Below are 21,105 nucleotides of genomic sequence, written 5' to 3'. Positions count from 1 at the left end.
CGAACAAAACTGTCACATTATAGTTTTTAAGTAATTTCTAACTTAAAAGAAAAAGTAGGTCAATGCAACCTACTCAAAAATCATCATTCTGTTTATTGGAAAAACAATTGAAACCTTAGTGTATTTTCCTTCTTCAGAAGTTAAGGAAATATCTAAACCAAGCTTTTTACAAAGTTTTTTACAAAGATATAACCCTATGCCAGTAGACTTTCCAAATTTACGTCCATTCTCTCCAGTAAAGCCTTTATCAAAGACCCTTGGTACATCTTTCTCACTTATTCCAACACCATTATCCTCAATATTTAAAACTATATATTTACTGCTTTCCCCGCAATATATTTTAAGTTCTTTTTCTTCTTTATTCATATATTTAATAGAGTTTGAAATTAGTTGTCCTAAAATAAATTGAACCCACTTACTATCTGAATAAACAGTTTTATCTACATCTCCAATATTAATTTTAACTCTCTTTTTTATTAATATATCTGCATTATTGTTTAGTGCCTTGTTTATACTCTCTCTTAGGTTCATTTCCTTTATAATATAATCCTTCTCAAGAGTGTTACTTCTAGTATAGAAAAGAGCTTGATCAATGTAATTATCAAGCTTACCGACCTCTTCTCCTATACTTTTAGTTAAAGGTGATTCATTATTTTCTATTAATAATCTACAGGTTGCTATAGGAGTCTTTATTTCGTGAACCCACAGTTCTATATACTCTTTATATTCATTTAAATTTCTCTTAAAGTTTCCTATTTCATCATTCATAGCCTTATTACTTTTATTTATTACATCATATATTAATTTACTCTCAGTAAAATTTTCTTCCTCAATAACTTCTGATATCAAATATTTTTTATCTAAAGATTCCATATTTTCTTTTATCTCATCATAATATTGTTTTTTTCTTAAGTAATCATATATGTGGAATGAAAGAATACCTAATACATTTATAATAACAATAAAAATAATAGCAAATCCTCCAACATGTAAGAAATATAATAAGACAGCTGTAAAAAGTAATATTAATAAATTTATTATAATAAAAATAATTCTTTCTTTAATAAAATCACTTAAACTCATGCTAATATATACCCCTGCCCCCTCTTAGTTTGTAAATATCCTTCCGCTCCAATTCCTTCAATTTTTCTTCTAAGTCTATTTACATTAACAGTTAAGGTATTGTCATCTATAAACTCATTTGTTTGCCATAAAGCTTTAATAATCTCATCCCTAGACACTATTTTCCCTTTATTTTTAATCAATACATATAGTATTTTACTTTCATTCTTAGTTAATTCCATTACTTCTCTATTAAATGAAACCTCACTTGTGGACATGTTATACTTTAAACCTCTATGCTCAAAACATTCTCCTTCACCTTCTGAATCAGAATAAGTTCTTTTTAAAATTGATGCCATTCTCGCTAAAAGTATTTGAGTGTTATATGGTTTAGTAACAAAATCGTCTGCTCCTAAGTTCATACTCATAAGCTCATCCATCTCACCCTGCCTACTAGTAACAACTATAATAGGAACTTCACTTCTCTTTCTTATCTCTCTGCAAATATAATAACCATCATAATAAGGAAGATTTATATCTAACAAAATTATGCTAGGTTCATATTCTAAAGATATATCAACTATATTTTCAAAATCATTTGATGACCTTACAATATAGCCATACTTCTCTAAAAATTTAGTAAGCTCTTCTCTTATCTTTTCCTCATCCTCTATAATAAAAACTTTTTTACTATTCATAAAATACTACTCTCCTTATAAAACTAAAGCCGTACACCAAATTGTACGGCAATAAATCCTTTTGTATAATTATACCATATATAATATTATTAAGAATAATATATATGGTTTTGCATTTAACTCCAAATAACTATTTAAATTATTACTATGTACTATTAAACTATTTTTAACTAATATAAAAGGTATAAGAATTAAATTCTTATACCTCAAAATTTTACATATTAAGCCATTTCAAAGATCTCAGTTGTCTTTTCAACTATTTGTCCTCTCACCTTTGAAACCAAATCTCCACCAGTTGAAAGAAATATATTTGATGTTAGTATTTTTTCCATAGCGTTTTGAACTTCTTCTTCAGTTACATCCTCTCTTATATGCTTAAGTGTTATTGTTGTTGTTTTCCCCTCTGCATTTTTAAAAGACATAGCAAGATATAATTCTCTCTCCATTTTATCTTCCCCCTTATTTATATTGATAGTTAGGTTCTCTCTAAGAGTTATGAAGTCATTAACATTTAATTTATTAGGTTAAGTCTTTTGTGTTTCTACCCCTTTATCCTAAGTACTTATTAATCTTTCGATCTTCATTAATAAGCTAAAATTATAGCTCTTTATCTTAAGTATTTACTTATAATCTCTAGTAATTTTCTTAAAGTAGTAATTCCCTTTTCTATTCTTTTGATTGTTATTAATGTAGAATTTAAAAGACTTTTTAGATTTTTAAATGCTACTAAGTCGGCTAATCACCTCTCTAAATTTATTAGATTTCTGGTGCTGCTTCCTCAAACTTAAAGTCATCCTCTTTTAATACAAAATTAACATCAGATGCTAAAAGTGCTGTTAATGCTTCTCCCACCTCATAAAGTTTTGAATCCTCTGCATCAACTCTTATTTTAGAAAACTTTTGTGTTGAGAACTTAGGGTCTCCATTATTATCTACCCCCTTTTGATACTTTAATACTAAGCTTTTCTTTGTTAAGATTGCCTTTGCCATATCTATCAACTCCTTTCACTATATAAATATGATTTACTTCTTCTTTCAGTTGTAAAATTATAAAAAAAACTGCAATAAAAACATATTTTTTTATTATCTATGTTTCTATTGCAATTAATTTATATATTCTAGGGTAAAGTTATTTGCTTAATATTAATATCCCTAATTATTTAAATATTATAATCTAAAACTTAATTTTCAGGATTAGAATCTCCATATCCACCTGTTTCAGGATTATATTCTTGTCCCTGTGCATTGTGTAATGGTACCTTTTTACCATCAACTATTATATAACCATTATTTTGATCTGAATCTTTTCCAGCATCTTCAGTCTCTTTTATATGTCCGTATCCACCAGTAACAGGATTATATTCCTCACCCTTTGAATTATATCTAGGAACTACAGTACCATCTTGAAGTGTTATGGTCTCCTTACTCTTATCTGTTGAATTATTATTGCTTCCACTATTATTTTTGTTTGGACTATTTTCTGATGAACTTTCACTATTTTTAGAGCTGTTATTTTGAGCTCCTCCATTACTTTGAGTACTATTATTTTGAGTACTATTATTCTTATTTTGCTCTCCACTATTGTTGCTATCACTTTGCTCTTTATTATTAGATTGAACATTTGATTGCTCATTAGAATCACTTGATTGTGATTTTCCATTAGCATTATTTGGAGTTCCATCAGTATTATTTGGAGCTTGTTCATCTATTGAAGTTCCTTCATTGTCTATTTGCTCCTTATTTACCATGTTACCATTTTTGTCATATGTAACTCCATTTATAGTGACTTCACCACTTCCAAAATATGATACAAACCAATTTTTTATATCAGTACAAGTATCTAAAATTTTATTTAATATTCTATCTAAAGTTCCACTTTCTTTTAGTTCTTGTCCATTTTGCTTTAAAACTTCTTGTATATTATTAGACATATTATCTAGTTCTCCTTTTAGGCTAGAATAATCTAATCCTAAAGAGTTTATATTAGCCATAAGTCCAACTAATTCTTGCTCCTGTTCTGGAGTTAACTGAATATTATAGTTATTTGTAACGTTATTTACTATTTCTCCAACCTCTTTATCATTTTTAGGCTTATCCTTTATAACCTCTTCTTTAGCTTGGTTTACAATGGCACTAGCTCCATTTTGTCCAATATCTTGCCCATCACTATTTTTAGCATTAGCTAAGTTATTTGTTATACTTAATTCCTGTCTAGCCACCTCTTTATTTTCAACAGGTATATTCTTTCCTGTAGCCTTTTCAAAGGCTTGTAAAACACCTGCTAAAGCTGATGTTCCAGTTACAGGGAATGGAGATGTAGCAATAACATCTGCATCAGTAACTCCTGATGTTAGTAGTGCATTACTTAACATAGTAGGTGTGACAGCTGTTAAATTATTTGTTTTAACCTTTATTCCATATCCAGGTTGTTCTATCTTAACAAAAGCACTTGAATATGCATTTCCTTTAACATCTCCTGATATTGGAGGTAATCCAAGCTGCTCTCTTATTTCTTTAACATTCATGGTTATAACCTTAACATCACTAGGCTTAACTCCAAATTCATTAAACATTTCTTGTTTTTGGCTCGAATTTAGGTTAGCTCCCAAAGTTACAACCTCATTTGTACTAGCAAAAACCGTTGTAAATGAACTAATACTTATTGCTCCTGCTAGTATTATTGTAGTTATCAATTTATTTCTCTTCATTTTTCGTCTCCCTTTCTAAAAGTTACTTTTTCTAATAACTCATTAAAGTAAAACTTCCCTTTTTCCTAAAAAGCTAATAAATCTAAAGCTTTAATCTAAATTATACCAAAATAAAATCATCAATGTTTACAAATTGTTTTAATTCAATATAAATTTATCTATTTTTTCACCATAGAAAATTAAGCTATATTTTTAAAAATTTTGTAGTATAATTATAATAAGTCTTCTTTGTTGCGAGATGTTATTAAAAAGGTAAATTCTTTCAACCGAGAAGCTAAGTCAAAAATAATATAAATATACTTTAGTCCTAATTGTAAGGAATTCTCTGAACAAAAAGGTAAGAAAAACTATGAACTTTAGAAAGGTTTGATGACAATATGAGTACTAGAATTGCCGTTGTTGGCATTGTTATTGAAAGCCTTGATGATATAAAAGAAGTAAATTCTATTTTAAGCGAATACGACAGAATAATTGTCGGCAGAATGGGTCTACCATACAAAGAGAAAAACGTTAGAGTTATCTCCATTGTTGTTGATGGAACCACTGATGAAATCTCAGCTATAACAGGAAAAATCGGAAAACTTAGAGGTGTTTCTGTTAAGGCTGCCATATCTAAAAATAGCTTCTAGCCATAGTGCTATAAGCATCTTAATCACTGAATTCCCATGAGTATATTTTAGTTATTTATATTATTTTTTGGCAAACTCTAAAAGTAATTTTAAAGGAGATTTGTTATGCTAAAAGATAACGAAAAGTACAATGCTTTAGATTTTATTAAAGATGATGAAATTAATAGTCTTATAGCAAAAGGAAAAGAACTTGCTTCTGATAAGGAGTTAGTTAGAGAAATCATCGAAAGAAGTAAAAGTGCTGAAGGTTTAACACCTGAAGAAACTTCTGTTCTTCTTAACCTTGAAGATAAAGAGCTTATTGAAGAAATGTTCAAAGCTGCTAGAGAGGTTAAAGAAAAATTATATGGTAAAAGACTTGTTGTATTTGCACCTTTATATGTAAGTAACTACTGTGTAAATAACTGTCAATACTGTGGATATAAGCATTGTAATGATGAGCTTAAGAGAAAGAAACTTAATAAGGAACAACTTATTGAGGAGGTTAAAGTTCTTGAAAGCTTAGGTCATAAGAGAATAGCATTTGAAGCTGGTGAAGACCCTATTAATGCTCCTCTTGACTATGTTTTAGATTGTATAAAAACAATATACTCAATTAAATTTGATAATGGAGCTATAAGAAGAATCAACGTAAACATAGCTGCAACAACAGTTGAAGACTATAAGAGACTTAAAGATGCTGATATTGGAACATATATTTTATTCCAAGAAACTTATCACAAACCAACTTATGAAAGATTACATGTAAGTGGTCCAAAACATAACTATAACTATCATACAACAGCTATGCATAGAGCTAGAGAAGCTGGTATAGATGATATTGGTATGGGTGTTTTATATGGTCTTTATGATTACAAATATGAAACTCTAGCAATGCTTATGCATGCAATGGATTTAGAAGCAACTACAGGGGTTGGTCCTCATACATTATCAGTTCCAAGATTAAGACCTGCTGAAAATGTTAGCTTAGAAAACTATCCTCACTTAGTTGGTGATGAAGACTTCAAGAAAATTGTTGCTATCTTAAGATTAGCTGTACCATATGCTGGTCTTATTCTTTCAACAAGAGAAGAACCTACATTAAGAGATGAAATAATAGCTCTTGGTGTATCTCAAGTAAGTACCGGTTCATGTACTGGTGTTGGTGGCTATTCAGAAACTTATCATGATCCAGAAGAAAAACCTCAATTCGAAGTTGGAGATCACAGATCACCAGTTGAAATGATAGAAAGCCTTATGGAAGCTGGATATATTCCAAGTTACTGTACAGCTTGCTACAGAGAAGGTAGAACTGGCGAAAGATTCATGGAAATAGTTAAAAGTGGAGAACTTTACAAAGTATGTGAAGCTAACGCTTTAATTACATTAAAAGAATTCGTAGATGACTATGGTACAGATAGAACAAGAGAAATCGGTGACGCTTTAATTAAAAAATCTTTAGATGAAATCGAAAATGAAGGATTTAGAAAATCTGTTGCTGAAAAAATCGAAAAAATAAGCAAAGGAACTAGAGATTTAAGATTCTAATATAAAAATTGCTTATTAAGTAATTTAAGATTAAAATAGTTATAAAGCTATTTTTACTTAATTTAAAACCAAAATCTATGAGAAATAAATTAATTATTCATGCAATATCATTTTAAGTTTTACAAAAATACCTACTCCACAATCAGGTATTTTATGAAGGAAAATGATAAAACTAACTTTTAAATACTAAACACTTATTTAAAATATAAGGACTTGCACCAAGTTTACTAATAAAACTTTAAAATGCTTTATTAGTTTTGGTACAAGTCCTTTTTATTATTTTCCTTATAGCACATCTCTTTTAACTTTTTCAATTCCTCTTACTCTATTACATACGTATATAGAAAATATTAATGCTGGTATAAGTAAAATCCATGTCATCTCATTATTTATAAAATCTAAGTAAGACATAATCATAACTATAACCATATATATAATAGAAATAATTCTCGGTATTAATAAAAACTCTTTCTCCCTCATAAACACTTCACCCCTTTCATAAATTTTACCACTTATGAGATTCCATTTAAATAATTAAAATCTCTAAACTATTCTTTATAACTTAACTATATTTAATTAAACATTACCAACAATCATAAATTTCTTAATTAATATAAGCAAATTTGCTTTTTCTCTCCCCCATCTATTTGCCAAGCTATGATACTATTAAAATAACTATGGTAAAAATTAAATTTATTTTTTATTTGAGAGGAGACTTTTTTGAAATGACAGGAGTTATGTCTAATGTAGTTCCGATAATATTACTTATTTTATTGGGCTACATTATAAGAATCAAAGGATTATTAAAAGAAGAAACTATGACGGGTATAAAGAAACTTGTCCTAGATATATCTTTACCTGCAATCTTATTTTCAACATTTCTTAATATGGACTTTGAAAAAGGATATTTATCTGTTATCTTTATATCCTTTATCATGCTCTGCATATTTTTCTTAATAGGTTCATTAATAAATAAAATCAAGCCTTTATACCATCCAATGGATCCATTTATTTCTTCAGCCTTTTGTTTTGGATTATTAGGTGTTCCACTTTTCGGAACAGTTTTTGGCACAGAAAACCTTGGAAAAATTTCTATACTTGGAGCTGGTAATGAGCTTTTTTGCTGGCTTGTTTATTATAATGCTCTAGAGCTTAGATTTAATGAAAAGAAATTTTCCATTCATTTATTAAAGGAATTATTTAAATCTCCACTTTTAGTAGGTATGTTTATAGGAATACTTTTCAATCTTTTAGGATTTAAAGATTTATTTAAAACAAATGCTCTATTGTCAGGTGTTTATACCACAATTCAATATATTGCAAATTTAGGTACTCCATTAATATTACTTATTATTGGATTCACATTAAAGGTTAATAAGGAATATACTAAACAAAGCATTAAATTTGTAATAACTAGAATGGCTATAATTCTTGTTATTGGATATTTAATCAAATTCCTAATAATAGACAAGCTCATAATTAGTGATACTTTATTTAATTATGCATACTTTACTTTTTTAATACTCCCATTACCATTTTCACTGCCAATATTCGCTGGAAAACATTGTCCTGAGTATGAGGAGCTTATAAATAATACTGTTATATTATCTACAATGTTATGCATATTAACCTTTATTATATTCATATTATTAATATAGGAACTTTAAGTAAAAATAATAATTTCTTCAAATATCTCTTAATTTCTTTAATTATTCACATAATTTTAGTTATTATTATCATCTTAAAGTGCGCCATAGATTGTTAAAAATTTGACTATTCAATGTAAAGGTTGTAAAATATAGTTGAACATTATGTAAATATTAGGAATAATTTGAGAGTTTTATTTATTATGAGGGAGGTTTTTTTTATGGCAGTAAATCAAAATTCAACAGAAAGAAAAGCTTGTTGCTGTGCTTTATACAAAATAGTTCTTACTTTAGAAAATGGTTTTTCTTCAATGGAAGCTTTAAAAGATGCAGTTATAACGCGCCTTCAAAATGAAGGATATAGGTGTAAAGATACAAAAAATAATATAGGGGATTATCCTTTATTAAATATAAATGCTAATGATTTTTTATTAACTTTAAAAGATGTAGATGAAAGCACCGTAAACTTCGAAGAATGTAATGAAGTAGTTTTAATTCCACAATGTTAATTTGTAGACAAACATTAATAAAGAGAGACGATAAAGATAGTTGTTATAACTAACTTTTATCATCTCTCTTTTATTTTACTACTCTATCATCCTAAAAAAGTCTTTAAAATACAAATTAACTTTCTAAAAACTTATTAATAAAATCCCTTATATTTTAAAATTACTTCTAATAAGACTCTATAACTTGTATAATAATAATTATTAATTGGCTTTATATTCTACTAGTTTTTGATTATAAAGCTAACATAATCACAGCTTTCATAATAAGTTTGAGTAAAATTATAGTTAGAGTTTATTTATATTTATTATGAAATAGGGGGAAATCCTTAATATTTTAGAATCACATTTAATTTCATTCAAATAGACAATCTAACTCTATATAGGAAATATTATCCTATAGTGTATATATAAAAGTTTTATAACACTTGCTAAAAGGTATTGTTTATATATGAATACATAATATATTTAGATTACAAATTTAGGATATTTCAATATTTAGTGTGTATACAAATATACCACAACTATATGTTGTGAATAACTACCGAGTTATCCACAGGCTAATGTGGATAACTAGAAATCTTCTATGTAAATAGGTATGTATTTTTATAATTTTCCAATGAAAATTTATAAAGGAAAAGTAAATTTTTTGAAAAGGTGAAAACTCTTATAAACGGCTTGGTATAGCCATTTGTAGTTGTAATTTTTTTACTTTTTTCGTTGCTTATTTGCATGATTTGACTTTAATTTTGACATGAAAATTCATTAAAAAAGTTATCCACAGATTTATTCACAATTGAAAATATTTTCACTAAAGATTTAATATAAGGAGGTGAAATTCTACTATTCATTTCTTGCAATAGTAGAAAAATTTATGAGTAATTTTAATGAAACTCCTAGAGGAAGTAGAATACATATTTCTCTTTTTGGTAAAACAAACTCTGGAAAATCTAGTATAATAAATGCTTTAACAGGACAAAATATATCCCTAGTTTCTGATGTTAGAGGGACAACAACTGACCCAGTTTATAAAGCAATGGAACTTTTACCTTTAGGCCCTGTTGTTTTTGTTGATACGGCAGGATTTGATGATGAAGGGGAAATAGGTAAACTTAGGGTTGAAAGAACTGAGGAAGTTGTAGGGAAAACAGATGTTGCCCTTATAACACTTTCACTATGCGAAATATTAGATGCCATAAAATCAAATACTTCATTCAAGGACATGCTTTCTAAGGAAATCTTATGGCTAGAGAAATTAAAAAAAGCTAATAAACCAGCTATCCTAGTTATCAATAAATGTGATTTAGTTCCTAACAATCTTATTGAATCTAAGATTGACTTAAAAAATATAGATGAAACATCTAATTCTAATAAGGACTATTTTGGTGATAACCAACTAAACTCTACATTAAAAGCTATTGGTGAACTATTAGCTATTCCTTATGTTGCAATAAGTGCTAAAGAAAATCTTAATATAGCAGAATTAAAGAAGGAACTTGTAAAAGTATCTCCTGCTTCAATTACCGAAAGTGCAATAATAGGAGATAAAATAAAACCTGGTGATAATGTTCTTTTAGTTGCTCCACAAGATATTCAAGCTCCTAAAGGAAGACTTATACTTCCACAGGTTCAAGTCTTAAGAGATATATTAGATCACGGTGGAATACCTACTATGGTTACATTAGATAAATTAGAGGATGGACTTAAAATATTTAATGGTAAGCCTGATTTAGTAATAACAGACTCTCAAGTATTTAAGCAAGTTAATGCTAAATTAGATAGGGATGTTCCCCTTACTTCATTTTCAATACTTATGGCTAGATACAAAGGAGATTTAGACAAATTCTATGCAGGTGCTAAGGCCATAAAAAATCTTAAAGCAGGAGATAAAGTTTTAATATCCGAAGCATGTACTCATCACCAACTAAAAGGTGATATAGCAAGAGAAAAATTACCTACTTGGTTAGAAGAAATTTGTCCTGGCATAATTGTAGATAATTGCTCTGGTAAGGATTTTCCTAAGAATCTCAGTGAATATGCTCTTGTAGTTCATTGTGGTGGCTGTATGTTTAACAAGGCTGAAATAATGAATAGAATCGGAATATGTGATGATGCCTTCGTTCCTATAACGAACTTTGGTACATCAATAGCTGAAATTAATAATATATTAGATAGGGTTATGGAACCTCTTAAATAATATTAATCTCGCTATGTTCTATTGCATAAGTTCAAGATACCAAATTTAAATTTGGACTTTCACTTAAAATAAAAATGCCTAAGATTTCATTTAATAATACGCTTTTATATGTTTATTAAATGTATTTCTTAGGCATTTAAATTAAATATTAGATTTCAAAATCATCGTCCTCAACCTCTACAGATATGTTAGGTTGATCTTTTTTTAGATTTAAATTTTCTTCTGAATTTGCTTCTTTTTCTAAGTCTGATTCTTTCTCTTGATCTAATTTTTCTTCTATAACTACTTTATTATCTAATATTGAAAGATAATAAACTCTATATACTGTATTAGCATAACAATAGAACCATAATAATCCTATTCCAAAAGGAGCTATTAAAAGCATATTCCAACCCATTAAAGCAATTAATACACTTCCTATTATTATAGGTAATATGGCAAGTATTCCCCAACCAATTAAGCTTAATTGTAATATAAAAAGTTGCCATTTATGGCCTTTCATTATCTTAAATCCTTTTCCAACCGCTTCCCATATTCCAACTTCAGGTTTATCAACTATGATATATTTAACTGGGAAAAGTAATAAACTAATAACTACATTATAAATAGTTGCCAAAATTAATGTTATAATTAAAATTCCTAAGAAACGCTGTATTACTACAGTATAATCCATATAGTTTGCAGTATAATTCATATAATTTGAAAGTAATGAACCATAAAAATTTGTATAAACATTCATAAATGCTACAGCTATCATAATACCACTTAATATTATCGCTGGAAGAGTAAATAATATTAAAACAAATAATTTTTTAATAAAGTTTATCCAAATTCTACGTGATGGAATTGCTTCCTTTAAAGGTAATATTTCATCGCTATTAACTAATTTAACTACATATACTATTAATACAGCTCCTAGAAAAGGTGTTAATAAAATACTGTCACATAAGTTTAATATTGAATGTAGTACTCCTTCATTCATATTAAACAATATAGTTGTAACAACTATTTCTACTATAGAAACTATAAGCATAAGTAAAACAAAATTTTTCCATCTTCCTTTCAACTTACTTTCAGCTAAATCTTTTACTTCTTTTCTTGTCATCTTATTTCACCCCTTTTATTTTTAATAAAATGTTAACACCCGCATAATACAATGTCAATATTATCCACTAAAATAGTTCTTTTTATTGTATAAATCATAAAAAAACCAGCCTTAATACTAATTAAAGCTGGTTTTGATATTTAAATTGAAAGAAAATTTTGAAGTAAAATCAGCTACTTAATTATTTGACTTCAAAATCTTCCTCAAGTTCGAATTTAACAGTTTTTCCTAACTCTCTATCAGAAATTGAAAGATAGTATATTCTCATTGTTGTTTGAATATATGGTATTAACCATAAAAATCCGATTCCTAAAGTTAATATTGAAAGTATTCCCCATCCAATGAAGCTTAATTCTAAAACAAAAAGCTCCCATTTATGACCTTTCATAATTTTAAAAGATTTACCTACACCTTCCCAAACTCCTAACTCTTGTTCTTCTGTCATTATGTATGAAAGTGGGAATAAGAAAAGTGATATTATTATACAGTAGATTAATGATATAATGATAGCTACTACAATAATTCCAGTAAATGTAGTTATTGTATCACTGTCAATAAACATTGATGGAGAATATGCTATTACTTGTGATACTGTTGCTGTTAGTATTGATATTATTTGTGAGACAAATACAATCAACATAGCTGGTAGTATAAATAAAGTAGACGCTAAAATGATCTTAATAAAATTAATCCAAACTTTCTTTGTTGGTACTGCTTCTTTCATTGATAATTTTTCATCACTATGAACAAATTTAATAACATAAACTATTCCTGCTGCACTTAAAGCTGGTGCTAATAATAAATAATTACATATATCTAATACAAAAAACATTCCTAGTGAATCTATCCTATTAATTAAAAGTGTAACTATTAGTTCTATAGCAATTATTATAAGAGTAAGTAATACAAAATTCGTCCATCTTCCTTTTAACTTATCCTTAGCTAAACTTTTCATTTCTCTTCTTGTCATCATGATACTCACCTCTTTCTATCTATCTAAATGTTAACACTTTATTAATTTTATGTCAATTTTGTAAACTTTATTTTGTACTTAAAACTTCTCTTATTCCACCAAATGTAGTGTGTTATTAACTATTTTCAATATTTATCTATTAATACCTAAACTTTTTAATAAAAAAAGGCCATATCATACGATACAACCTTTTTTCTATTAATTTATTTCATTTTCTCTACCTGTAATTGAAAGATAGTAAATTCTTAGAGTAACTTGTATATATGGTAATAACCATAATAAACCTATTCCAAGAGTTAATAATGATAATACTATCCATCCTAAAAAGCTAAGTCCCATAACAAATAGTTTCCATCTATGCCCATTCATTATACTGAAACTTTTTTTAACAGCTTCCCATATTCCGCAATCCTCTTCAGCCATTAGGTATGGTAATGGGAATAAAAGAATTCCTAATATAATAGCTAATAATGCTACAAATATTATCATTACTAAAATAATTCCCCAAAGTGCTATTACAGGATTTATTGCTGACTGTCCCATAAGCATAGCATTATGTAAAGATGTTATCGACAAAACTAAAATTATGTTTGCTATAAATACAAATATCCATATTGGTATGCTAAATATCATTGTAACTAACATAGCCATTATAAATCTTCCCCAAGTATTAGCTGTTGGTATTGCCTCACCTAAAGGTATAACTTCATCACTTTTAACAAACTTAATAGTGTATATAATCCCTGCTGCAGTTATAGCTGGCATTAATAAAAAGTTATTTACTAGACTTAGAACAGTTGATACTATTCCATCAGCTCTTCCTATAATTTCATTAGCACCCAATTCTATTAAAGCTATTATTAGGGTTAATAGAACTATATTAAACCATCTACCTTTTAGCTTTGACTTGGCAATGCTTTTTATTTCCTTTCTTGTCATTATTCCTTCCACTCCCTTCTTCTGCTAATAAGATAGTAACCTGTTGAAGCTTTTACTGTCAAACACTTCAATTTCTACTAAATAAAAAAAGTTCAAGCTAGGTCTGAAGAACTAGCTAAAAATCAATATTCACCTAAAACAAAGCTATATTAATAAATTGGGGCTATATCAAAACTTAGTTAATTTTGATATAGCCCCTTAAAATATACTATTCTTTACACAGTAGAAAATCTATAGCCTCTTTAAGCTCTTTTTTTAATGTCCATATAAAGTAATATTTATTCTCTTTTTCATCATATTTCTTTGATCCATTAAACATAATAAGCCAATGTCTAAATTTGTGTCTCCAGCTTCCTATTTCTTTTTCTTCTAATTTTATTCCTACTTCAGACTCTATTCTCTTGCCCATTTTTTGAATTCTAGTTCCAATATCACTAAATTCTAAATGCTCTCCTATTAAAGCAGTCTTAAGGGGTTGTCCGTTATTACCATATAAATTAAGTAGTATCTTCATATCTCTTAGCCCAATTAAATCTCCATTTTTTAATATATCAACCCACTGTTCCTTAGTTAGATTATTCTTGAAAACATTTTCATTTAATTGTTCTTTTTTTTGCTCCACTTAAATCACCCCATAAATTAATATTCTACATAAAAATATACTAAGAACTGAATATCTATAATTCTGTCCTTAGTATACTTATATTCTACTGAATATATCATTATGATTTTTTTAATGTTAATTTACATAAAATTTAAAGCTTTATCTAAGGTATTAATATTTTTTATTCCTTTTATACCTTCTTTTTTCTACATTTTTTCCTCTTTCAAGTTTCATTAAATTACTTCTCATGTAGGGATTTAAAACTCCTTCATATACCTTTATAGAACTTGCACCTTCAACAGATACAATCCTATATATAGGTATTTGATTATATAAATACACATAAAATACAGGTTTATTAGTTGTCTTATCATTAAAAATAAGTTTTTTCTTTTCTTCTATTAACTTATTAACTTCATTCTCTGGCTCATTAACCTCTATCATATTTTCTTTCTTCATCTCAGAAAATAAATTTTCACCAATTTCTTGAATAGCTTGTTCATCTTCAATATTACTATTTTCCTGTAAGTTATTTACTAAAACCAAATTATCACTATTATATTTATCTAAATCCATATCCTTATTATCGAACTTAACAAAAATACTTGCAGCGACGATACATATTATTACAGTCCCTCCAACATACTTTAATAAATTAGATTTATTCTCTATAATAAATTCTAATAAAATCCCTACAATAGCTATATTTATCAATATTTCATGTTTTACACTTATAATCGACAAATAACATATGTATGTTCCTATTAAGAGAACTAGAATATTAATTACATTCTTCTCAAACCTATTCCTTTTTCTAATGAATGATGAGCTTGCCATTATTATTGTTAAAAAAATAATTGCAAGTACATATGGAGAAAATCTCTTAACTATTAATTTAAAGGTATATTTATTTTCAATAATTTTTATTTCTCTCTTGACCTGCTCATATAAATCTTTTCTATCTGCTTTAGATAGATTGTGTTTATCTATGTATGGTCTTATATATGGTTCTAAATATCTATTTTCATCTTGTCCAAAATAGATTATGTTTATTGCCATTAACTTATCTACTGAGATATTATGCTTATTTGAATAGTCATCATATATATCTCCGAGACTTTTATCATTATTCTTTATTTCATACTGAAAAAATTCACTATAATCATTTCTAACTATTTCTACAATTACTTTTCTCGTTTCCCCTGAATTTATTAAATTACTTACAGTAAATATGCAAGAAAAAAGAACAAGTAAAACCAAACCCAAGTATCTATAAAATTTAAATTCGTACTTTTTTTCAGCATCTTTTTTAACACTCTTTTTATCTAACTTTTCCAAAGATGCTCACCCCTTAAAATTGTAATAAATAGACATATTCATATAATTTTAATTATATACTATTTTTCCCAAAATATCACTTTATGATTATATATATTTTATCTTAAATCTTTCTTAAAGCAGAAAAAAAAATTAAGGCTATATAAATTCTATCCATGATTTTTGAAATATAATATCTAAAATTTATAACTATCATTTTTTATATAAATTTTTGGCAATTATATTTTAAAAGCATAAACTAAATTTTATATAACCTTAACTTAAACTTTTAAGAATTAACTTAAAGTACTCACTCCCCCATTGGAGACTCCAAATCAACTCTCTACTCCCATTAATAGTTTTAATAAAACATATATTTGAGTATTAAAAGATTTATAATTTATCCTGAATAGCCCACTAAATTATTGCTTATTAAATGTGTTAAATCTTTTTACTCATAAGATATATTTCTCTCGCAAGTATAAATATCCTTCTAATTTGAGAAAATATTTTTATAAACTTTCTTTAAATAATTATATTGGCTATTATTTTCTTTTTATATGGTTCTATATGGTTAAATTAGAATAATATTAAAAACTACTTGATAACAATTATTATTTGTTATATAATAAATTTATAATTCAGAGTAATTAACTAGGAATTAAATTAGGAGATGATATATATGATAAAAGAAAAAACTAATAAAATCTCAATAATAGGTGCAGGATTTGTTGGCTCAACAACAGCTTTTGCATTAATGCAAGATGGATTAGCATCTGAAATAGTAATAGTTGATATAAATAAAGATAAGGCACATGCTGAAGCTATGGATTTAGCACAAGGCGCAGCATTTGTTAAATCTGTTGATATACGATCTGGTGATTATGCCGATACAAAAGATTCTGATGTAGTTATAATCACTGCTGGAGTTGGTCCAAAACCTGGTGAAACAAGATTAGATATTATAAATAAAAACTTAAAAATATTCAAAAGCATTGTTCCTGAGGTTGTTAAATACAGTCCAAATTCAATACTTTTAGTAGTATCAAATCCAGTTGATATTTTAACTTACATCACTTATAAACTTTCTGGATTCCCTAAAGAACGTGTTATTGGATCAGGAACTGTTCTAGATACTTCAAGATTAAAATATATGCTTTCAGAACATTTTGATATAGACGCTAGAAATGTTCACACATATATAATCGGAGAACATGGTGATTCAGAAATAACAGCTTGGAGCTTAACTAACATAGCCGGAGCAAATGTTGATGAATATTGCAAAACTGTTTGCTCTAAATGTGATGGCTCATTCAAAAAACAACTTCCTGAAAAAGTTAAAAATGCCGCTTACGAAATAATAAATAGCAAAGGATATACAAACTATGCTGTAGCTCTTGCCGTTACTAGAATAGTTGAAGCAATTCTTCGTGATGAAAACTCAATCTTAACTATTTCTTCTCTATTTGAAGGACAATACGGAATTGATAATGTTTATTTAGCAATGCCTACTATAGTTGATAGAAGTGGAGCTAGAAAGATTCTAGATGTTCCCCTATCATCTCAAGAAAAAGAAGACTTAGTTAAATCAGCTAACATTTTAAAAGGTCATATTACTAATTCTGAATTAGATTAGTAATTAAATTCAGATGTGGTTATAAACTTTAATCCACATCTGAATAAAAAATATTAACTTTATTTTGTAAAAACTGCCAAACTTGAAACTAATTAATATTCAAACTATTGTTTGAATATTAATTAGCATCAAAAGCTAACACAAACTATATTCCTTAATTACATGATCCTTTTACATTTAAAGACACCATACAAGATTTTGCCTAAGATTATTCTTGTATGGTGTCCTTTTTCTTTAAAATCTTTTAAAAGTCTAACTTGTTCCTTATATTTTTAATATTCTCTATGTCATACTCTTCTTTTATAGTACTATCATTTATTGGTATAATTTAAATAATTATATTTATCTAATAGCTACTAATTCTAAGATTCTAAATTAAAAAATTAGAATTTTAGAAATACTAAGCTCCTAGATAAATTTGTTTAAAAAAAATTTAATATAAAATAAGTATCATTTTATTGATTGGAGTTCTTGTTATGAATTACATAGCTTTAATAAAAATGTTTATACTTAAATATGGAGCAATCAGTATATTTTTCACTAGCTTGCTTGAATATTTATCAATGCCCATTCCAAGCGAAGTTGTCCTCCCTTTTGTTGGAGCTGTAGCAAAAAGTAATAACCAAAATATTTACTTTTTAACACTGGTAGCTGTTTTAGGTGGTTCTGTTGGTTCATTAATAATGTTTTTACTTGGAAAATATTTAATTAAAAATTTTATAGATGACTTAAGAGCAAAACACCCTAAACTAAATAAATCTGTAGAAAAGTCACAAAAACTACTTTTCAAATATAGATATATTGGAGTGTTTCTATCTAGAGTAATCCCGATGGCCAGAGCCGTTATCTCTATTGTATCTGGAATAATAGGAATGAAACTTCATAGATTTTTATTTTTTTCAGCACTAGGTATGATTCTCTGGGATTTTACATTAATTAAATTAGGTACAATATACACCCAAAATTATACTGTAATAGATTCTGTAGTAAAAAAATATTCATGGGTACTAGGTGGAGCATTAATATTACTTATTATTTTCTACTTTATATTTAAGTACATAAAATCAAAAAGGAAAAATAAGGTATAGGTGAAAATAACTTTAAATAGGAATTATAATTATGAATCCTATTTAAAGTTATTTTTATTTATAGAAAGTCTCTAAAAAGTAAAATAAAAAGACTATATGCACATACGGGAATTATTTCATTGCATACAGTCTTTTTACATCAAAAGTAATGTGAAAATTTTTTTATTTAATTATATAATAAAATATTATTATTCTCTTGATTCTATATCAGCTTTTAATTCTTTAGCAAATTCTTTAGCATTTTCAGCTTCTTCTTTTATTTCTCTATCTAATTCTTTATTTATAGCTCTTCCTAATTTACCAGCCTCTTTTTCATCTTCTTTGTAAGCTGGACTATTTTCGTCAAGAACTTTTATATCTTCTTCCATTTTATTAATCATATCAGCTTTTATATCTTCTACACAAGATCCTTCTATATCAGCCATAACTTCATTTTTTAATTCTTCTACTTTTCTAGTCATTTTAAAAACCTCCTTAAAAATGAACATAATTAATGAACATTTTGTTAATTTTATTTACAAACTAATTATATCACCCTCTTATTTATAAATAAATACTTCTCTATAATAATTATTATTTTATCAATTCAAAGGTATATTCCTTAAAAATTATCACTATTTTCCACTATAAAATTAAACAAAATAAAAGAATCAATATCTAAATATTAATTCTTATAATATATTCTATATTTAACTAAATATATTAAATAAAATAGCAGGGATAAAATCTCCCCGCTACTAAATATTTATCTTATTTTGTTAATGCAATTTCTGCTTCAACTTCTTCAATTTCTTGTTCTTTTTTATCTCTGATTTTTCCTGATTTTAATCTTCTTTCATAAACAGCAGCTAATATATATCCTATTAATCCAAATGCAATTGGACCCGCTACTATCCATATTCCTTTTTGTATATCTCCTTGTAAAAAAGGTTCAATTATTGAAAATACTGTAGCAAATATTATTGTTATTAAAGTTATTGATGCAAAAATAACTCCACATTTTTTATTAAAAAATTCATATTCTTTTTTGATATTATCATTTAGTTTAAATCTTATGTACGCATAAACTATAAATGCCCATGGTATTGATGTTGCTATAGTAACCATAAATGTTAAGTTATTATATATTGTATTTGCTGTATCTCCGCCAAATCCTATAGCTAACATTACAATAATTATTATACTTGCTTGTATCATTAAAGCATTTCCTGTAAATCCATGTTTATTTTTCTTAGTTATAAACTTAGGTAACATCCCCTCTGGCATTCCTTCAAACATTTGCTTGATTGGAGAATAAAGTATTAATGGTAGATTAAGCTTCGCTATAAATCCAATCCAAGTTGTAAGTCTATTTACCCATTCTCCTAAGGCTATTGAAGCACTTTGGGATAATCCTAAGTATTGTCCTAAGTTATAAAATTGAGCTTGTACTAAATATATTCCATAGTTATATAAGTTAACTCCTGGTTTATTAAAGGCGTCTGACCAACTAACAGACATACCACATATAACAACTATGACTATATATAAAACAGCTATTATAATTCCTGATAAAATCATAGCTCTTGGAACATTCTTTTTAGGATTCTTAACCTTATCTACAAGTCCTCCACTACTTTCCATTCCACCTAATATAAATATAGCAAACACTAAAAATCCAACTGCTGCTAAGGGATTATTATAGGCTTCATTAGGTCCCATGAAAAATGATTGAACCCCTGTAAAGTTTAATGGTTGTTGAAATTTAAATCCAGATAAGAAAAATACTAAAAGGCCACCCCCAAGTATTAAAACATGCATTATTATTGTTATAAGCATTGAAATATTGGCTAACATTGTTACTGATTTAACACCTTTACGACAAAAGAATACTATTAACAAGAACCATGCAATCCCTATTAAAGTTGTTGTAGCTGTATTGCTTAAACCAAAGAGATGCCAACTTTGTGAAAGGTCTCTCCCATAAATCATATTAGAAAAAGTAATTGATATTGAACTTATACTAAACCACCATATTATGGCTGATATGTACCATATAAACGCTCCAACAGTACTAAACTTTGTACCTACAGATTTTCTCATCCAAGAAAATATTCCACCTTTTTCCTCACTAAACGCTGAACTCATTTCTGATACTATAAAAGTATATGGAACAAAGAATAAAATAACCCCGATTATTACATATGTTATGGATGCATACCCCATTTGATAATATATTTGTTGCCCATTTGCTAATCCATAAACAGTCATGAAGATCATAGCTACAAATGACCAAAAACCTATTTTATAGTTCTTACCATTTCTTGCTTCTTCACCGTCAATAAGTTCTTCAACTTCTACTAAATCTTCATCATGTATTTGACTGCTTTCTTTCATATAGTTTTCCTCCCCAATTTATAATTTTAAATATTTTATATGTTTTTACATCAATTTTGAATATTTATTCATTTGTCATTTCATATATATCTAA

General features: G+C 27.3%; 20 protein-coding genes. 7 read left to right on the top strand and 13 right to left on the bottom strand.

Going from position 1 to position 21,105, the window contains the following annotated elements:
• Nucleotides 1-69: 69 nt before the first annotated feature.
• From AC2A4K_RS00815 to AC2A4K_RS00795, 5 genes are all read right to left on the bottom strand, one after another.
• Complete coding sequence (locus AC2A4K_RS00815; RefSeq protein WP_322505178.1) at nucleotides 70-1,083, bottom strand: sensor histidine kinase; 1,014 nt, start codon at nucleotides 1,081-1,083, stop codon at nucleotides 70-72.
• On the bottom strand, nucleotides 1,080-1,760 hold the full coding sequence (locus AC2A4K_RS00810) for a response regulator transcription factor (RefSeq protein ID WP_322505177.1): 681 nt from the start codon (nucleotides 1,758-1,760) through the stop codon (nucleotides 1,080-1,082). Before AC2A4K_RS00810 ends, AC2A4K_RS00815 begins: the two co-directional genes overlap by 4 nt.
• Before the next feature lie 221 nt (nucleotides 1,761-1,981).
• Complete coding sequence (locus AC2A4K_RS00805) at nucleotides 1,982-2,206, bottom strand: DUF2922 domain-containing protein (RefSeq protein WP_322505176.1); 225 nt, start codon at nucleotides 2,204-2,206, stop codon at nucleotides 1,982-1,984.
• A 310-nt stretch (nucleotides 2,207-2,516) separates the two neighbouring features.
• Nucleotides 2,517-2,750: a DUF1659 domain-containing protein gene (locus tag AC2A4K_RS00800; RefSeq protein ID WP_322505175.1), complete on the bottom strand. Its 234-nt coding sequence runs from the start codon at nucleotides 2,748-2,750 to the stop codon at nucleotides 2,517-2,519.
• A 191-nt stretch (nucleotides 2,751-2,941) separates the two neighbouring features.
• The gene (locus AC2A4K_RS00795) at nucleotides 2,942-4,468 is read right to left on the bottom strand and encodes a DUF1002 domain-containing protein (RefSeq protein WP_322505174.1); all 1,527 of its coding nucleotides are present in this window, start codon (nucleotides 4,466-4,468) and stop codon (nucleotides 2,942-2,944) included.
• Between the two features lie 377 nt (nucleotides 4,469-4,845).
• Here AC2A4K_RS00795 and AC2A4K_RS00790 point away from each other — a divergent pair, with 377 nt between their 5' ends.
• Nucleotides 4,846-5,097, top strand: coding sequence for a TM1266 family iron-only hydrogenase system putative regulator (locus tag AC2A4K_RS00790; RefSeq protein WP_322505173.1), 252 nt, complete (start codon nucleotides 4,846-4,848; stop codon nucleotides 5,095-5,097).
• A 105-nt stretch (nucleotides 5,098-5,202) separates the two neighbouring features.
• The gene (hydG, locus tag AC2A4K_RS00785) at nucleotides 5,203-6,624 is read left to right on the top strand and encodes a [FeFe] hydrogenase H-cluster radical SAM maturase HydG (protein WP_322505172.1); all 1,422 of its coding nucleotides are present in this window, start codon (nucleotides 5,203-5,205) and stop codon (nucleotides 6,622-6,624) included.
• A gap of 285 nt (nucleotides 6,625-6,909) precedes the next feature.
• On the opposite strand, the gene AC2A4K_RS00780 is transcribed toward hydG, so the two are convergent.
• Nucleotides 6,910-7,104, bottom strand: a complete 195-nt coding sequence (locus tag AC2A4K_RS00780) for a hypothetical protein (RefSeq protein ID WP_322505171.1) — start codon at nucleotides 7,102-7,104, stop codon at nucleotides 6,910-6,912.
• Between the two features lie 245 nt (nucleotides 7,105-7,349).
• Between AC2A4K_RS00780 and AC2A4K_RS00775 the strand changes: the two genes are divergently transcribed.
• The 3 genes from AC2A4K_RS00775 (at nucleotide 7,350) to AC2A4K_RS00765 (ending at nucleotide 10,973) form a co-directional block, all read left to right on the top strand.
• Nucleotides 7,350-8,282 carry an AEC family transporter gene (locus AC2A4K_RS00775; RefSeq protein ID WP_322505170.1) on the top strand — a complete coding sequence of 311 codons (933 nt, stop codon included), beginning with the start codon at nucleotides 7,350-7,352 and terminating at the stop codon, nucleotides 8,280-8,282.
• A 209-nt stretch (nucleotides 8,283-8,491) separates the two neighbouring features.
• Nucleotides 8,492-8,779, top strand: coding sequence for a hypothetical protein (locus tag AC2A4K_RS00770; RefSeq protein ID WP_322505169.1), 288 nt, complete (start codon nucleotides 8,492-8,494; stop codon nucleotides 8,777-8,779).
• A gap of 871 nt (nucleotides 8,780-9,650) precedes the next feature.
• Complete coding sequence (locus tag AC2A4K_RS00765; RefSeq protein WP_322505168.1) at nucleotides 9,651-10,973, top strand: GTP-binding protein; 1,323 nt, start codon at nucleotides 9,651-9,653, stop codon at nucleotides 10,971-10,973.
• 148 nt (nucleotides 10,974-11,121) lie between these two features.
• On the opposite strand, the gene AC2A4K_RS00760 is transcribed toward AC2A4K_RS00765, so the two are convergent.
• The 5 genes from AC2A4K_RS00760 to AC2A4K_RS00740 all read right to left on the bottom strand — a co-directional run bounded on the left by AC2A4K_RS00760 (nucleotide 11,122) and on the right by AC2A4K_RS00740 (nucleotide 15,932).
• Nucleotides 11,122-12,078: a DUF975 family protein gene (locus AC2A4K_RS00760; protein ID WP_322505167.1), complete on the bottom strand. Its 957-nt coding sequence runs from the start codon at nucleotides 12,076-12,078 to the stop codon at nucleotides 11,122-11,124.
• Nucleotides 12,079-12,259: 181 nt separating this feature from the next.
• Nucleotides 12,260-13,051 (bottom strand): DUF975 family protein, encoded by a 792-nt coding sequence (locus AC2A4K_RS00755; RefSeq protein WP_322505166.1) that lies wholly within the window; start codon nucleotides 13,049-13,051, stop codon nucleotides 12,260-12,262.
• 198 nt (nucleotides 13,052-13,249) lie between these two features.
• Entirely contained in the window at nucleotides 13,250-13,990 is a 741-nt protein-coding gene (locus tag AC2A4K_RS00750; protein ID WP_322505165.1) for a DUF975 family protein, read from the bottom strand.
• A gap of 208 nt (nucleotides 13,991-14,198) precedes the next feature.
• Nucleotides 14,199-14,612: a hypothetical protein gene (locus tag AC2A4K_RS00745; RefSeq protein ID WP_322505164.1), complete on the bottom strand. Its 414-nt coding sequence runs from the start codon at nucleotides 14,610-14,612 to the stop codon at nucleotides 14,199-14,201.
• A gap of 153 nt (nucleotides 14,613-14,765) precedes the next feature.
• Complete coding sequence (locus AC2A4K_RS00740) at nucleotides 14,766-15,932, bottom strand: hypothetical protein (protein WP_322505163.1); 1,167 nt, start codon at nucleotides 15,930-15,932, stop codon at nucleotides 14,766-14,768.
• A 661-nt stretch (nucleotides 15,933-16,593) separates the two neighbouring features.
• Here AC2A4K_RS00740 and AC2A4K_RS00735 point away from each other — a divergent pair.
• Together AC2A4K_RS00735 and AC2A4K_RS00730 are read left to right on the top strand one after the other, a co-directional pair.
• On the top strand, nucleotides 16,594-17,547 hold the full coding sequence (locus AC2A4K_RS00735) for an L-lactate dehydrogenase (protein ID WP_322505162.1): 954 nt from the start codon (nucleotides 16,594-16,596) through the stop codon (nucleotides 17,545-17,547).
• Nucleotides 17,548-18,023: 476 nt separating this feature from the next.
• Nucleotides 18,024-18,635, top strand: a complete 612-nt coding sequence (locus AC2A4K_RS00730; RefSeq protein ID WP_322505161.1) for a DedA family protein — start codon at nucleotides 18,024-18,026, stop codon at nucleotides 18,633-18,635.
• Between the two features lie 188 nt (nucleotides 18,636-18,823).
• Here the strand turns inward: AC2A4K_RS00730 and AC2A4K_RS00725 are convergent, their stop codons facing one another.
• Entirely contained in the window at nucleotides 18,824-19,096 is a 273-nt protein-coding gene (locus AC2A4K_RS00725) for a hypothetical protein (RefSeq protein WP_322505160.1), read from the bottom strand.
• A gap of 289 nt (nucleotides 19,097-19,385) precedes the next feature.
• Nucleotides 19,386-21,011, bottom strand: coding sequence for a glutamate/gamma-aminobutyrate family transporter YjeM (gene yjeM / locus AC2A4K_RS00720; RefSeq protein ID WP_322505159.1), 1,626 nt, complete (start codon nucleotides 21,009-21,011; stop codon nucleotides 19,386-19,388).
• Between the last annotated feature and the right edge of the window lie 94 nt (nucleotides 21,012-21,105).

This window comes from Clostridium sp. LIBA-8841 (assembly GCF_057782475.1).
Note: the sequence above shows the minus strand (reverse complement) of the source record. Positions and strands in the feature narration are given on the sequence as shown.